The organism is Kribbella albertanoniae, from assembly GCF_004348455.1.
In the GTDB taxonomy this organism is placed as follows: domain Bacteria; phylum Actinomycetota; class Actinomycetes; order Propionibacteriales; family Kribbellaceae; genus Kribbella; species Kribbella albertanoniae.
The window spans coordinates 13,058-28,131 of sequence record NZ_SMKA01000089.1; the positions used below are offsets into that span (position 1 = coordinate 13,058).

Sequence of the window (15,074 nt, forward strand, 5' to 3'; positions counted from 1 at the left end):
CGTCGGTGGGGTATGACAGACATTAGAGAGCTCGTTGCGGCTGAACGTAGTGATCTGGTCGAGCTACTGACCGGACTGTCCGAGGAGGACTGGGACAAGCCGAGCCTGTGCGCTGGCTGGCGGGTGCGTGAGGTGGTTGCCCACATCACCATGGCTTACCGCTACTCCATGCCCCGCGTTCTGCTGGGGATAGCCAAGGCAGGCGGCCGCTTCAACCGCTTCTCCGAGCGGGCAGCACGCGCCGACACCGCGGCCTTGAGTAACGCAGAGCTGCTGGCCTGTCTGCGGGAGAACATCAACCACCCGTGGAAGCCACCAGGTGGCGGCTACGAGGGTGCGTTGTCGCATGACGTGATCCACGGGCTCGACATGACCGTTGCGCTAGGCATCGATCGCCGGGTACCGCTGGAGCGGGTGCGCGTGGTTCTGAGTGGTCTCGGGCCGAAGCACCTGAAGTACTTCGGGGTGGATCTGTCGAACACCGAACTGCGCGCAACCGATCTGGACTGGTCCTACGGTGCTGGTGAGGTCGTCACCGGCACCGCTCAGGATCTCCTGCTGCTGGTCAGCGGACGGGACGCGTCAGTTCGGCGAGACTCGTGAGCTGACGACCCGCAGCGCTTCGGCCGGCTGCGGTCTGCCGGCGGAACAGGCGGCCGCCGTACCGGAGGAAGGCCGGCTTGCCGTCCGGTCCGGGGACGAAGTTGGCGCGGACGTGGTCCGGTGTGCCGTCGAGGCCGAGTGACAGCACGTAGTCCCGGCGGTAGAAGCCGAGGCGGAGGGCCGGCTGCCCATCGGCCGAGGCGAGAAGCTGCCCCTGGTCAGCCTTCAGGTCGAGACCGAACGAGCTCTCCACGCCATCCATACCGACCTGGCTAGCAACGTAGGTGCCCTCGTACGGCGCGAGCTCCTTCGGCGACAACGGACGCTGTACGGCGGGCAGGTTGTGCACGCCGGCCAGCTCGGCCAGCGCCCAGTCGCCTCCAAACAGCTCTGCCGTCAACGCCGGGCCGCTCTCCGAGTTCGTCAGCACGGTGAGGGCGAAGTCGCGTTTCGGCACCATCAGGAAGCCGGAGTGCTGGCCGCTCCAGTCACCGCCGTGCTGGATCACCTTCGGGCCCTCTGCCGTCGGACGGATCATCCAGCCGACCCCGACACCGTCCACCTCGACGAACAGCGTGCCGCCCGGTCCGGGGTTGGTCTGCATGGCCACGCGGGTCCGGTCCCGCAGCAACCGCGGGAACCCGTGGTGGCCGAGCTGGAAACGCGCATAGCGCAACTGGTCCTGCGCACTAGAGATCAGACCGCCGAACGAGTTCAGGCTGCGCGGCATCGCGTCGAACGACGGCTCGACGACCGGCTTGCCGTTGACGATGTTGTGGGACGCAGCGACGCTGAAACCGCCCAGCTCGCTGCGGAAGAACCGACTGTGCGCCAGACCGAGCGGGTCGATCAGCATCTGCCGGGTAGCGGTCTCGTACGGCTTCCGAGTGACCGCCTCGATGATCCGCCCGGCCACACCGATCGCTGCGTTGTTGTAAGAGAACACCTTGCCCAGCGGGGTCAACTGCGGTGCCGCGGACAGCGCTGCGACATACCGGGCCAGTGCATCGTCGCCGTCACCGGTGTCGACGAACGTGTCACCACGCCAGCCGGCGGAGTGGTTCAGCAACTGCCGGACCGTCACCCGCGGACCGACGGCGGGGTCGGCCGTGGCGAAATCAGGCAGGTACGTGCGGACCGGCCGGTCCAGGTCGACGCGCCCCTGCTCGACCAGCTGCATGATCACCGTGGCGGTGAAGGTCTTGCTGGTGGAGCCGATCCGGAAGACGGTGTCCGCGGTCACCGGTGACGGGTTGTCCACGTTCGTGACGCCGAAACCGCGCACGTACTCGCAGCCGCGGTACCAGACGCCCAGACCGACACCAGGGATCGCGTACTTCGCCATCCCGGCCTCGATCTTGTCGAAGAGCCGCCCGACCGCGACGGGCGTCGTACGGGATGGTTTGGTGGCGACGGGCGCTGCGCCGGCACTGGTGGTTGCAAGGGCACTCACCGGTACGGCGGCTGCCGCGGCAGCGAGCACGGTGCGCCGCGAGAGACCTGCGCTTTTCGGACTATCGGGCTGCGAGCGGAACGACACGGCAGACTCCTCGGTCTAGGGCGATTGGTACCACAAAGGATATTATTCCCACACTTGGAATCAATAGGGGTAGACCATGACCCAACCCTCAACACCACGGGCCTCAACACCGCTGGCCGATTTGCTGCTGCACCCGATCCGCTTCCGGATCGTCCAGCGCGTACTCGGCCGGGAGGTGACCACCACCGACCTGAAGCACGATCTGCCCGACATCCCGGCGACGACGCTCTACCGGCACGTGGCCGCCCTGATCGAGGGCGGCATGCTGACAGTCGTCCGCGAACGGCGCATTCGCGGCGCGATCGAGCGCACCCTGACCCTCGATCAGGCCAAAGCCGGCCGGATCGGCATCGACGAAGCGCGGGCGATGACGCCGGACCAGCACCGGCACGCACTCATGCTCGTGCTCACCCAACTGGCCGCCGACTTCGACCGGCTGGTCGAGCGCGGCGACCTCGACACCCGACTCGAGCAGCTCGACTACAACCAGGCCTCACTGTATGTGGACGCCGCCGACCTGGACTCCCTCCGGAAAGGGATCCACGCCCTGATCGAGCCCTACCTGCAGGCCCGCCCCGGCAAGGACCGCATCACCTGGTCGATCATCTCACTACCTGATACCTAAACAGATAATCGCTCAACAGATAGTCTGCTTCGGAACTATCTGCTACGGTCTCGTTCATGACGATCGAGACCGAAGTTCCCACGGCCGGACGCCTCAAGGCGCTGGTCGTGCTGTGCGTGATGCAGCTGATGATCATCCTCGACGGGACCGTGGTGACGGTCGCGTTGCCGACGCTCCAGCGCGACCTCGGCTTCTCCGCCGCCGGTCTGGCCTGGGTGATGAACTCCTACCTGATCGCCTTCGCCGGCCTGCTCCTGCTGGCCGGGCGGCTCGGCGACCTGATCGGCGGGAAGCGGGTGTTCGTCGCCGGGCTCGGCCTGTTCACCGCGGCGTCCCTGCTGTGCGGGATAGCCACCAGCGCCGAGGTGCTGATCGCCGGGCGGTTCCTGCAAGGTGTCGGCGGCGCACTGGCCTCCGCAGTCATCCTCGGCATGATCGTCGGGCTCTTCCCGGCACCGGGCGAGCAGGCACGCGCCATGGGCATCTACAGCTTCACCTCCGCCAGCGGTGCGTCCATCGGCCTGATCCTCGGCGGAGTCATCACCGAAACCATCGGCTGGCACTGGGCGTTCCTCATCAACGTTCCGATCGGCCTGCTCGCCCTGTTGTTCGCCCAGCGCCTGCTCACCCGTGAACGCGGTCTCGGCCTGGGCAAAGGCGCCGACGTACTCCGGGCTGCCCTGGTAGCCATCGTGCGAATGTTCCGCAGCCGGCAGATGACTGTGGCCAATGTCGTGGTCATGCTGCTGTTCGCGGCCGGCTTCGGCTTCCAGTTCATGACTGCGCTCTACCTGCAGCGTGTACTCGGCTATGACTCGCTCTCGACCGGTCTGGCCTTTCTGCCGGCACCACTGATGAACGCGCTGATGTCGTTGTCCATCGCGCCCCGGCTGACGGTCCGGTACGGCCCACGCCGGATGCTGCTCGTCGGCCTCGCTCTGTTCGCGCTGGCACTGCTGTGGCTCAGCCAGGCACCCGTTGACGGCTCGTACGTCGTCAATGTCGCGCCTGTACTCGCAGTGATGGGTGCCGGGGTCGGGGTGGCCATTCCGGCCGCGATCATGTTGGCCATGGCCGCTGCGGCTCCCAGCGATGCCGGACTGGCCTCGGGACTCAACAACACTGCCCAGCAGGCCGGTGCAGCAGTCGGCACCGCCGTACTGGCCACTCTGGCCGCAGCCACCACGTCACAACGGCTATCTGACGGGGCGGGCGAGCTACTGGCGCTCCGGGACGGCTACAGCGTCGCCTGGATCGCCGCTGCCGGTTTTGTTGCCGCAGGCCTCCTCCTGACGATTGCTCTGATCCGTCGGCGCTAGGCCTGACTGCATTAGGGTGGCGGCCGTGAGTAAGACAAGGAATCCGGATCGCTTGGTTCTGTTCACCGATGCGGTCGTTGCGATCGCACTGACGCTGCTGGTCCTGCCGCTGGTCGAGGTGGTCACCGAGTCCAAGGCCGAGAACCTGACCGCGCTCGAGGTGGTCACCGAGCACAAGCCGGAGATCTACTCGTTCCTGCTGAGCTTCGTGGTGATCGCGAACTTCTGGCTGGGTCACCACCGGGTCTTCGAGCACGTGCGTGCCTACACGGCGAACATGATGCGACTGAACCTGCTCTGGCTGCTGGCGATCGTGATCCTGCCGTTCCCGACCGAGATCGTCGGCACCTTCGAGAGCTCGCAGTTCACCGCCGGTTTCTACAGTGGAACGATCCTCGCGCTCAGCCTCACCCAGACGGCCCTCACCTGGATGATCCGGGGACACCAGGAGATCGAGAACCCGGACGACCCGGTCAGCCGCCGGGAGCTCGACAACTCCCTCGTGCTGACCGGGCTGACGCTGCTCGCCTTCCTTCTGGCGACGTTCGTGCCGGGTGTTCGCTTCTACGCCCTACTTTTGCTGCTGCTCTCGCCGTTCGTCATGCGAGCCTGGGACCTGGTACGCCGTCCTGCTGGCTAAGGCTCGCCCAGAAGTCGCAGTGGTGCTCGGTGCTCAGGTTGACCGGGTGGATGCCGGACTGGTCTGTCGGAGCCAGTGAGAGTCCCTTGACCTCGCGCTGGCCGGTGGGCGACCAGTCCGGACGGCCGGGGCCGTTCGGGTTGCCGGTGCGGACGAACGACGTCCAGTAGTCGATCATCTGGTTCGACAGTTGCTGCTGGGTCTCGGAGAACGGGAAGTCGAACCCACCTAGCCGGAACAGGTACGGCAACTCGGCAGCATGCGCTGCGCCCTGGCCGGGCTGCACAAGCGGCGAGTGCTCGTCAGCAAACTCGTACGCATAGACGGGCACCTTGCGAGCTGCCTGCTGACTACTCGCGACCTGAGTGCACGACCAGATCCGGTCGGTGGTGACTGCGGCCCAGGCAGCCGCCGGCGACTCGTACCGGCTCAGCGGGTACTCCTGCAGTACCTTGGCCGCCTGTTTCGCACCGACCATGTCGGTGACCAGCTTCGGGTAGTCCTTGATCTCTCCGAACGCAGGCAGCCACGACGTGGCCTCGTCATGGTTGTTGCCGGAGACAATCGGCACCCGGTGGAACAGCCCAGCCCGCAACGCCTTGGCCGAACTCAGCGGCAGTACGGCGCTCCCGCCGTACCCGAGTTGGGTGAATTGGAGTGTGCCTGCCAGCAGCACGTCGGAGTCGATGCTGCGGAGGCAGTCGATGGTCCGGCAACTCTGGCCGGCCGCCCACTCCTTGCCGTTGGCCTGGACATCGCGGACCGGACGCCACGGGGAATCGGCCGCCTGGCTGGGGTACTGGCTGTTGTCGGCCCAGTTGAACGCACACGAGCCGCTCTGCATGATCGCCTTGCCGAACAGGCCAGTCGCAGTGGGAGAGGTGAGCTGCGCACACACGCTCATCCCGCCGGCGGACTCCCCCGCGACCGTCACGTTGCGCGGGTCTCCCCCGAAGACACGTGCGTTGCGCTGCACCCAGCGCAGGGCCGCCTGCTGGTCCTGCAGCCCGAACGTCCCCGAACCGGACAGACCTGGATAGCCGAAGAAGCCATAGATGCCCAGGCGGTAGTTGACCGTCACTACGACCACGTCACCGCGCGCAGCGAGCTTTGAGGCCTCGTAGTTGTTGGAGGTGCCCTGAAAGAACCCGCCGCCATGAAGCCACACCATGACAGCCCGCGGCTTCGCAGACGGCTTGGCCGGGGCGGTGACGTTCAGGTAGAGGCAGTCCTCGGCTGAGGAGCCCTTGGGGACTTCGGGATTGGCCTGTTGCGGACAGGGGCTGCCGAGCGTCGACTCGCGGACGCCAGACCACGGCTGCACCGGGTGCGGTGCCTTCCAGCGCAGTGCGCCGACCGGTGGCGCGGCGTACGGGATTCCGTCGAAGACACGCGCCTGCCCGACTGTCTTACTCCGAACGGCTCCCGAGTCCGTCTGTACGACGTCCGACGCGGCCGCCGGCGCGGGTATGGCCAGTGGGAGCAGGACTGCGGTGAGCAGTGCCAAGAGTTTCTTCGTCATAGCCAGCAGCTTCGGCCGGACTGGGCACCTGCCGCTTCGGCCGGACGACCAGGGGCCCACCACCTTTGGTCTAAGGCTTTAAGAACGACGCAGCAGGTAGGTGTCCATGATCCAGCCCTTACGTTCGCGAGCCTCCGCACGCACCTTCTCGATCTCCGCTGCGACCTCACGGACCGGACCGGCGATCAGCAGCTCGTCCGGCGTGCCCAGGTAGGCGCCCCAGTAGATGGTGGCGTCCTGGTCGAGGTGTGCGGTGAAAGCGGTGTGAGCGTCCAGCATCACGACCACATCGTCCACACCGTCCGGCCACTCCTTGGCCAGCCGCCGCCCGGTAGTGATCTGCACCGGACGGCCCACCTGGTTGAGCGGCACGCGGTGCCGGGCAGCCAACGTGGAGACGCTGCTGATGCCGGGGATCACCTCGATCTCGAAGGACAGCTCACCGCGGGCCAGGATGTCGTCGAGGATCGCCAGCGTGCTGTCGTAGAGCGACGGGTCGCCCCAGACCAGGAACGCGCCCACCTGGTCCGCACCGAGGTTCGCTGCGATCAGCTCCGCACACACATCCGCCCGGCGCCGCCGCCAGTCGTCGACGGCCTCGACGTACGCCGTACTGGACCGGTCCCGCTCGGGATCGCGACCGACAACGACCTGGTACCCGGTCGCGTGCCGCTGCAGGATTTCGGTGCGCAGATCGACCAGCTCCTGCTTGACGTCACCCTTGTCCAGCACGAAGAACACGTCCGCCCGGTTCAGTGCCGCGACCGCCTGCAGCGTGAGCTGCTCCGGATCGCCTGCGCCGATACCGATCACCAGGATCTGCATGCGGGCAGACTAAGCCATCCACCGCGCGTGACTGCCGACTGACTCCCAGTGTGGATTGCCCGATCGCGAACCGGTCGTGGCCCTGGCGACGGCCTGCCCGCGACTGTTGCCACAGGCATCTGATTTCCACAATCGACGGCATGGACCTGAAAAACAGAGCACTACGGGTGGGACGGTCGCGCACGGTCGCGGCAGTGCTGGGGGCGACAGTGGCACTCGGCGCGAGCACCGTGCTGGTCGCCTCGGCGGCCGAGCCGGCGCCGGTCACGATCAGTGCGTGCGTCGACCGGAACTTCGGCGACGTGCGGATCATCGACCCGGCCAAGGGCGGCGCCTGCCGCTTCTACGAGACGCCGACCTCGTGGAACCAGAAGGGCCCGAAGGGTGACCTCGGTCCGGCCGGCCCGGCGGGGCCGCAGGGTGCCGCCGGCCCGCAGGGTGTTGCCGGACCGGTCGGCCCGGCTGGGCCCGCTGGTCCGCAGGGGCCGAAGGGTGACGCGGCGGGCTTCGTCGTCAACCCACCGACCATCTTCAAGCAGGTCATTCGCGACGGCGAGTGGGCGCAGTGGCAGGCCAGCTGTCCCGCCGGCCAGGTCGCTGTGAACGGCGGCCATGGCGGCGGCACGAACTCCGGCCGAGGACTCACCTACTTCCAGTCCGAGCCGAGCTACGACGGACTGCGCTGGTTCTTCGGTGCGCGGTACAGCAAGGCCGACGGCGGCCTGTCCGACACCATCGACGCCTACGGCTTCATCGTTTGCACACCGGGCAAGAGCAACTCCTGAGCGACCCGCGTCAGCTCGTTCGCTGCCTTCCGCGGCGGACGGGCTGCGCCTCGACCGGCGTGGCCAGATGCCCGTCGACCAGCGTCTGCAAGGCCTCCACGAACGGCGTCCGCCGGTCGGCTGCCAGCGCGTCCAGGGCCTCCTGGTGCACCCGGTCGACGATCGCTTGCCCCTCGCGCGCGAGCTTCGCGCCAGCCGGGGTGACCGAGACGATCCGGGCCCGCCGGTCGGTGGCCGACGCCTTGCGCTCGGCGTACCCGGCCTTCTCCAGCGCATCGACCGTGACCACCATCGTGGTCTTGTCCAGGTAGGCCAGCTCAGCGAGCTGGATCTGCGTCCGCTCGGCCTCCAGGGCATGACCCAGCACGCATTGCATGCGCGTCGTGAGCCCGATCTCGGCCAGGGCGGCATGCAACTGCGTCTCGAGCACATGTCCGGCATGGTTCAGGTAGCCGGTGAGGTCGGGAACGGTGCGCAGAGTGGCCATGATTCGAGTCTAGCTCGGGATTATCTGCCCCCAGATCATCCCGCTCCGGACGATGGCGAGATTGCGACAACGCGGTCGCCGGTCGCGCCGCCGTCGTAAATCCGCCAGTCTCGGGCGCCGGCGGTCGATTGGCTGGATGGCATGACACTCGAGCTGACGCGGGCGCCGGTCAATCATCGACTCGGCGTGACTGCGGTGACGCTGGGCATCTTCACCATCGTCACTACCGAGATCCTGCCGGTCGGGCTCCTCACGCCGATCGGTACCGACTTCGGCCTGACCGCGGGGCGGACGGGCTGGCTGATGACCATGCCTGGGCTGGTCGCCGCTGTCGCCGCACCGGTCATCACGGTGACTACTGCGCAGCTGGACCGCCGGCTGATGCTGTGCGCGCTGATGGGGCTGCTGGCGGCGGCCGGGTTCCTGGCTGCCGCCGCACCCTCCTACGAGCTCGAACTACTCGCCCGCCTCCTCGTAGGGCTCACCATCGGCGGCTTCTGGTCGATCGGTGCCGGTCTGGCCGAGCGGCTCGTCACCAAGCAGTGGACGGCCCGGGCGACCGCGGTGATCTTCTCCGCGGTCCCGCTCGGCACCCTCCTCGGCGTACCGGGTGGGACCTTTCTGGGCGAACTGCTGGGATGGCGGGCCTCGTTCGCCGCGCTCGGAGCGCTGTCACTGGTGGTGATGGTCGCCCTCTACCTGACTGTGCCTCCGCTGCCGCCGCTGCAGGTCACCCGGCTGTCCGTGCTGCGCGGTGCGCTCCGGGGCAGCAACCAGGCGTTGCTTGCCACCTGCCTGATCGTGACCGGCCACTTCGCCGCCTACACCTACGTGACGCCGTTCCTGCGGCCCGTCGTGCACTCCGACCTGATCAGCCTGCTGCTGCTCGTCTACGGCGGCGCTGGCCTGGTCGGCAACCTTGTCGCGGGTACGACGGCCGCCCGGCACCTCCGACTCACCTTTGCCACCTGTGCCGGTCTGATGGCCGCTGCGATGCTGCTGCTCCCCTTGCTCGGACGCAGTACGCCGGGAGTCGTTGCCCTGCTGGTGGTGTGGGGACTCGGGTACGGCGGCGTACCGGTCTGCACGATGAGCATGTTCGCTGCGGCGGCTCCGCAGGCGCGGGAGGCGGCGACCGTGCTGTTCACCTCGTCGTTCCAGGCAGTGCTGTCCATGGGCGCGTTGCTGGGCGGCCTGGTCGTGGACGCGTGGTCAGTGCCGATCGCAATGACGCTGGGTGGCGTGTGCGCTGCACTGACGGTCGGAGTGGTGACGTGGTCCAGGACACAGGCGGCCGACACGTAGCATCACCGTTGTGGTGCGGACTTCGACAGACAGGTGCCCTGGTGTGCTGGCAGTGCACCAGGCGGCTGACGGCGGCCTGGCTCGGATCCGGGTACCTGGTGGGTTGCTGAGCGTCACACAACTCGACGTACTCCGCTCCGCCTCGCTCGACCTCGGTGACGGCCGACTCGAACTCACCTCCCGCGGGAACCTGCAGATCCGTGCCCTGCGCCCAGATGGACCACGAGAACTGTCCGACCGCCTCTACCGGGCCGGACTACTCCCCTCGCTGACTCACGAGCGCGTCCGCAACATCCTCGTCTCCCCGCTGTCCGGTCTGGACGGCCGGTACGACGTACTGCCGCTCGCTGCTGCACTCGACCGGGCTCTGTGCGCGCATCCTGGTCTGGCCGAACTGCCGGGGCGGTTCCTGTTCGCACTGGATGACGGACGTGGTGACCTGGTCGCCTCGGGTGCGGATGTGCTGGTCCAGGCAGTCGATGCCCGGGAGGCGCTGCTGACCCTCGGTGCGCGCGGTGTGCGTGTCGGCTGGGGTGAGGTGGTCGAGGTGATGCTGGCGGCCGCAGCGACCTTCCTGGAGGTGCGGGACGCTGCAGAGTGGCGGATCGCCGAGGTAGAGGATGGCGAGAGCCGGATTTTGGAGCGGCTGGGCCTGCAGGCGACTGACGAGCTCCCGGCGGCCGGTGCGCCGGTTGAGGCTGGTGAGCATGGGGCGGCGCTGGTAGCCACCGTTCCGCTCGGGAGTTTGACGCAGGAGCAGGCAGTACTGCTCACAGAGGTCGCGGACTGGGTCCGGGTGACGCCTTGGCGTTCGATCGTGCTCCCAGCGATGGCCGGTGAGCCGTTGCAGGCTGTCGGGTTGATCACAACACCTGACTCGATCTGGAACGGTGTGACAGCGTGTGCGGGCCGCCCCGGCTGTGCGAAGGCGCTGGCCGACGTCCGCGGCGATGCGCAGCGGATCGTGCCACAGCTGGTGCGGGACGGACGCCGGGTGCACTGGTCAGGGTGTGAACGCCGGTGCGGGAAACCGGCGGGTGGCTTTGTCGACATACTTGCCGTCGGCAACGGGTATCAGGTCGACGGCGCAGTGGTCGATTTTCCAGCGAGGGAGACGTGGTGAGCGGGTTCGAGTACGTGCGGGACGGCGCGGAGATCTACCGGCGGTCGTTCGCGACGATCCGGTCCGAGGCCTCCCTCGACCACCTGCCCGCCGACGTGGCACAGGTCGCGGTGCGGATGATCCACGCCTGTGGCATGACCGATCTGGTCGCCGACCTGGCCTGGTCGCCCAACGTGGTCAAGAACGCCCGCGCCGCCCTTCAGAACGGCGCACCGATCCTGTGTGACGCGCAGATGGTCGCTGCCGGGATCACTCGGCGGCGACTGCCTGCCGACAACGAGGTGATCTGCACGCTGAGCTCCCCGGGTGTGCCTGAGCTGGCCGCGCAACTCGAGACGACTCGCAGTGCGGCCGCAGTGGACCTGTGGGCCGAGCACCTGGCCGGTGCGGTCGTCGCGGTGGGCAACGCGCCCACCACGTTGTTCCGGTTGCTCGAGGTGATCGCAGCGTGCGGTCCGCGGCCGGCCGCCGTACTGGGGATTCCGGTCGGGTTCATCGGTGCTGCCGAGTCCAAAGAGGCGTTGGCGGCGAACACGCTCGGACTGGAGTACTTGGTAGTGCGGGGGCGTCGTGGTGGCAGTGCGATCACCGCTGCCGCTGTGAATGCGATTGCGAGCGAGGAAGAGTGACCGGACAGCTGTGGGGCGTAGGACTCGGACCGGGTGACCCTGAGCTGGTCACGATGAAGGCTGCGCGTTTGATCGGTGCTGCGGACGTGATCGCGTTCCACAGTGCGCGGCACGGGCGGAGTATCGCGCGCTCGGTCGCCGCGCCGTACTTGCGGGACGGGCAGATCGAGGAGCACCTGGTCTACCCGCTCACCACCGAGACCACTGACCACCCTGGCGGCTACCAGGGCGCCATGGACGAGTTCTACACCGACTGCGCGGCTCGACTCGCTGCGCATCTCGATGCGGGCCGGGATGTCGTCGTACTGGCTGAGGGCGATCCGCTGTTCTACGGGTCCTACATGCACATGCACAAGCGGCTGGCTGACCGGTACCCGTGTGAGGTGGTGCCGGGAGTGACCTCGGTGAGCGGAGCAGCCGCCGTACTCGGACGGCCGTTGTGTGAGCGCGACGAGATCCTCACCGTGCTGCCGGGAACGCTGCCGCCGGACGCACTGGCCGAGCGGCTGCGGAACACGGACGCTGCCGCAGTGATGAAGCTTGGGCGCACTTTCAGTAACGTCCGCGAGGCATTCGAGCTGGCCGGCCGTGCTGACGAGGCCTGGTACGTCGAACGCGCCACCACCGCGGAGCAGCGGATCGCACCGCTGTCCGAGGTCGACCCGGACGCGGTTCCGTACTTCTCGCTGGCACTGCTGCCCAGTCCGATCAACAACACCTTCAGTACGCCGGCAGTGCGGACCGCGCACGAGGGCTCGGTGACTGTCGTCGGCCTCGGTCCTGCTGGGCCGGAGTGGATGACACCCGAGGTGCGCGCAGCGATTGCCGGAGCGGACGACCTGATCGGCTACGGCCCGTACGTCGACCGCCTGCCGGACCGGGCTCGTCAGCGCAAGCACGGATCGGACAACCGGGTTGAGTCGGAGCGGGCGGCGTTCGCACTCGACCTGGCGCGCAAGGGTTCCGCAGTGGTCGTGGTGTCGTCCGGTGACCCGGGTGTCTTCGCGATGGCCAGTGCGGTCACCGAGGTCGCATCGGAACCGGAGTACGCGGACATCGCCGTACAGGTGTTGCCTGGGATGACTGCTGCGCAGGCCGTGGCCAGCCGGGTCGGTGCGCCGCTCGGACACGACTACTGCGTGCTGTCGCTGTCAGACCGCCTCAAGCCGTGGGACGTCATCGCCCAGCGTCTGACTGCCGCTGCGGCCGCCGACCTGGCGATCGCGATCTACAACCCCGCCTCGAAGTCCCGCACCTGGCAGGTGGCCGCAACCCGGGACCTGCTGCTGGAACGCCGTTCCGCGGACACACCGGTAGTGGTGGGTCGTGACGTCGGTGGAGCTCATGAGTCCGTCACTGTGACCACGCTGGGTGAGCTGAACCCTGAGACTGTCGACATGCGGTGTCTGCTGCTCATCGGCTCCTCCCAGACGCGGAGTGTTTCCCGGCCGGCCGGGCCGTTGGTCTTCACGCCGAGGCGCTACCCGGGTAGAACAGAGCCGGGTTAAATCCGCAGCGCAACCGGTGTTGGCGCACAGCCAGAGGGGTACTGGTCGCAAGAGCTCACCTGTGAGGAGAACGGACAATGAGCAACGTGACGACCGTCCCGGACCGGCCAATGGTCGCACCGGATCGCCAGCCGGCCGCCGACGCGGCGCTGCTGGTCTATCGGGGATTCAAGTTCGGGGCCGCCTTCTTCGGCTGGCTGATCGCGATCGCCATGTCGGTGCTGCTGTCCTCCGCGGTCTCCGCCGTGGCGTTGCTGACTGCCGAGGTCCTCGACTACAACCGCAGTGACGCCGAAGCCGCACCCGCCGCCGCAGGCCTGACCGCCTCGGTGATGGGGATCGTGGTGATCGCAGTGGCCTTCTACAGCGGCGGCTACGTCGCCGGTCGGCTCGCACGCTTCGACGGCGCCCGGAACGGCTTCGGCGTCTGGATGGTGGCGATCCTCGTCGCACTCCTCGCCGCAGGTGCCGGCGCGCTGCTGAACAGCCAGTACGACTGGCTGGGCGACGTACAACGCCCTGACATCGCCCTGTCCACTGAGACGCTCGCCACCGGCGGTGTGATCGCCGGGGTCGCACTGCTCGTGGTCACGCTGCTGTCCGCGATCATCGGCGGCAAGAGTGGCCAGCGCTACCACGAGAAGATCGACCGCCTGATCGCCTCCGAGAACTGATAGTCCTGCTCCAACCACACCCGGCGACGGGAAGATGCGTCGCCGGGTGCGTGTTGTGGGTGGTGTGCAACAGGTTGTGGTGATCGGCGCCGGGCAGGCCGGGCTATCGGCTGCGTACCACCTCGTGCGGATGGGATTCACGCCGTACGACGAGGTCGTCGTACTGGATCGCAACCCGGAGCCGGGTGGCGCATGGCAGCACCGGTGGGACTCGCTGACGATGCACGACGTGCACGGGATCGCGAATCTGCCCGGGGTACCGGTGCCTGCGAGTGCTGGGCCGGAGCGGGCCAACGTGTTCGTGCCGTCGTACTTCGCTTCGTACGAGAAGCGGTTCGGGCTGCCGGTGGTGCGGCCGGTGGCGGTGGAGAGCGTGCAGCGCGTCGACGGTGGATTCGAGGTGCTGACGGACCAGTCGACGTACCGGACCGCAGCGCTCGTGAACGCGACCGGCACGTGGAATCGGCCGTTCATCCCGTGGTACCCCGGGATCGAGGCCTTCCAAGGCCTGCAGCTGCATACTGCCGACTACCGCGGTGCGGCTGAGTTGGCCGGCCAGCAGGTGCTCGTGGTCGGTGGCGGCGCATCCGCCGTACAGCTCCTTGCAGAGGTCTCCGAGGTCGCCACCACCACCTGGGTCACGCGGCGTCCGCCCGAGTGGCGCACCGGTGAAGAGTTCGGCCCCGAACTAGGCCGCCAAGTCGTCGCCAAGGTCGAAGAACGCGTCCGCGCCGGCCTCCCACCCCGCAGCGTCGTCAGCGTCACCGGCCTGCACCTACGCCCCCAAGAACAACCCGCCTGGGACCGCGGCGTCTACACCCGCCACCCCATGTTCGACCACCTCACAGCCGACGGCCCCACCTGGCCCGACGGCCACCACCAACACATCGACACCATCCTCTGGGCCACCGGCTTCCGAGCCGACCTGGCCCACCTCGCCCCGCTACACCTCCGCGAACCCTCCGGCGGCATCCGCATGCAAGGCACCCAAACCACCGCCGACCCCCACATCCACCTAGTCGGCTACGGCCCCTCCGCCAGCACCATAGGCGCCAACCGAGCCGGCTTCACCGCCGCCCGCACCCTCCGAACCCTCCTCAAACCCCAAACAACCTGAAGCCCCCGCGGCCCGCTGTGCGCGGGTCCGGCGTACCGGCCAGCGGGTAGTGGTCCCCGGGAATCTGTCGGCGATTGCCCCCGCACGCTGCGCGGCTCACCGCTGGACGAACCACTACCCGTCCGTCGGTACGCCCGGCGCTGCCGGACGCCCAGGCCATCACAATATTCCGGGTCAGGACGGGGAGCCGGCTGCCGACGCGCGGACGCTTAGGAAAGCTCGGTGATGAGGTTGTTGGCCCAGGTGGTGTGGGCTGGTGCCCAGGTTGGTTCCCAGGCGGCTTCGATGATGCAGATGTGGAAGCGGTAGAAGAGCAGCATGCGGTTTGCGTGATCAGGGTCTTGGGGAGTGCGGGCGAAGTAGTGCTCTTGC

At 67.7% G+C, this 15,074-nt stretch carries 15 protein-coding genes; 11 read left to right on the plus strand and 4 right to left on the minus strand.

The window, feature by feature from the left end:
* Positions 1-12 precede the first annotated feature (12 nt).
* The gene (locus E1261_RS20045) at positions 13-603 is read left to right on the plus strand and encodes a maleylpyruvate isomerase family mycothiol-dependent enzyme (protein ID WP_132408604.1); all 591 of its coding nucleotides are present in this window, start codon (positions 13-15) and stop codon (positions 601-603) included.
* On the opposite strand, the gene E1261_RS20050 is transcribed toward E1261_RS20045, so the two are convergent.
* Positions 566-2,143 carry a serine hydrolase domain-containing protein gene (locus E1261_RS20050; protein ID WP_202874863.1) on the minus strand — a complete coding sequence of 526 codons (1,578 nt, stop codon included), beginning with the start codon at positions 2,141-2,143 and terminating at the stop codon, positions 566-568. The two genes, E1261_RS20045 and E1261_RS20050, sit on opposite strands and share 38 nt — an antisense overlap.
* Positions 2,144-2,219: 76 nt before the next feature.
* On the opposite strand from E1261_RS20050, the gene E1261_RS20055 reads away from it, so the two are divergent.
* Genes E1261_RS20055 through E1261_RS20065 form a run of 3 tightly spaced genes read left to right on the plus strand, consistent with a single transcriptional unit; the run spans position 2,220 to position 4,727 of the window.
* The gene (locus tag E1261_RS20055; RefSeq protein WP_132408606.1) at positions 2,220-2,768 is read left to right on the plus strand and encodes a helix-turn-helix domain-containing protein; all 549 of its coding nucleotides are present in this window, start codon (positions 2,220-2,222) and stop codon (positions 2,766-2,768) included.
* Between the two features lie 56 nt (positions 2,769-2,824).
* Complete coding sequence (locus E1261_RS20060) at positions 2,825-4,087, plus strand: MFS transporter (protein WP_202874864.1); 1,263 nt, start codon at positions 2,825-2,827, stop codon at positions 4,085-4,087.
* 25 nt (positions 4,088-4,112) lie between these two features.
* Positions 4,113-4,727 (plus strand): TMEM175 family protein, encoded by a 615-nt coding sequence (locus tag E1261_RS20065; RefSeq protein ID WP_165952572.1) that lies wholly within the window; start codon positions 4,113-4,115, stop codon positions 4,725-4,727.
* Here the strand turns inward: E1261_RS20065 and E1261_RS20070 are convergent.
* Both E1261_RS20070 and cobF read right to left on the minus strand, forming a co-directional pair.
* Positions 4,687-6,249, minus strand: coding sequence for a carboxylesterase/lipase family protein (locus tag E1261_RS20070; protein ID WP_132408610.1), 1,563 nt, complete (start codon positions 6,247-6,249; stop codon positions 4,687-4,689). The genes E1261_RS20065 and E1261_RS20070 overlap by 41 nt on opposite strands.
* 78 nt (positions 6,250-6,327) lie before the next feature.
* Positions 6,328-7,074, minus strand: coding sequence for a precorrin-6A synthase (deacetylating) (gene cobF, locus E1261_RS20075; protein ID WP_132408612.1), 747 nt, complete (start codon positions 7,072-7,074; stop codon positions 6,328-6,330).
* 140 nt (positions 7,075-7,214) lie between these two features.
* Here cobF and E1261_RS45990 point away from each other — a divergent pair, with 140 nt between their 5' ends.
* Positions 7,215-7,859: a collagen-like domain-containing protein gene (locus E1261_RS45990; RefSeq protein WP_202874865.1), complete on the plus strand. Its 645-nt coding sequence runs from the start codon at positions 7,215-7,217 to the stop codon at positions 7,857-7,859.
* A 10-nt stretch (positions 7,860-7,869) separates the two neighbouring features.
* On the opposite strand, the gene E1261_RS20085 is transcribed toward E1261_RS45990, so the two are convergent.
* Positions 7,870-8,346 (minus strand): MarR family winged helix-turn-helix transcriptional regulator, encoded by a 477-nt coding sequence (locus E1261_RS20085; protein WP_132408614.1) that lies wholly within the window; start codon positions 8,344-8,346, stop codon positions 7,870-7,872.
* A 141-nt stretch (positions 8,347-8,487) separates the two neighbouring features.
* On the opposite strand from E1261_RS20085, the gene E1261_RS20090 reads away from it, so the two are divergent.
* The 6 genes from E1261_RS20090 to E1261_RS20115 all read left to right on the plus strand — a co-directional run bounded on the left by E1261_RS20090 (position 8,488) and on the right by E1261_RS20115 (position 14,702).
* Positions 8,488-9,651 carry an MFS transporter gene (locus tag E1261_RS20090; protein WP_132408616.1) on the plus strand — a complete coding sequence of 388 codons (1,164 nt, stop codon included), beginning with the start codon at positions 8,488-8,490 and terminating at the stop codon, positions 9,649-9,651.
* Positions 9,652-9,694: 43 nt separating this feature from the next.
* Positions 9,695-10,774 carry a nitrite/sulfite reductase gene (locus E1261_RS20095; protein ID WP_238176321.1) on the plus strand — a complete coding sequence of 360 codons (1,080 nt, stop codon included), beginning with the start codon at positions 9,695-9,697 and terminating at the stop codon, positions 10,772-10,774.
* Entirely contained in the window at positions 10,768-11,403 is a 636-nt protein-coding gene (locus tag E1261_RS20100; RefSeq protein WP_132408620.1) for a precorrin-8X methylmutase, read from the plus strand. The genes E1261_RS20095 and E1261_RS20100 overlap by 7 nt, the downstream gene beginning before the upstream one ends.
* Entirely contained in the window at positions 11,400-12,911 is a 1,512-nt protein-coding gene (locus E1261_RS20105; protein WP_132408622.1) for a precorrin-2 C(20)-methyltransferase, read from the plus strand. Before E1261_RS20100 ends, E1261_RS20105 begins: the two co-directional genes overlap by 4 nt.
* Positions 12,912-12,988: 77 nt before the next feature.
* Positions 12,989-13,585: a hypothetical protein gene (locus E1261_RS20110; RefSeq protein WP_238176322.1), complete on the plus strand. Its 597-nt coding sequence runs from the start codon at positions 12,989-12,991 to the stop codon at positions 13,583-13,585.
* A 64-nt stretch (positions 13,586-13,649) separates the two neighbouring features.
* A complete protein-coding gene (locus E1261_RS20115) occupies positions 13,650-14,702 on the plus strand; it encodes an FAD-dependent oxidoreductase (RefSeq protein ID WP_338033938.1) in 1,053 nt (350 codons plus the stop codon).
* The last annotated feature ends 372 nt before the right edge of the window (positions 14,703-15,074 follow it).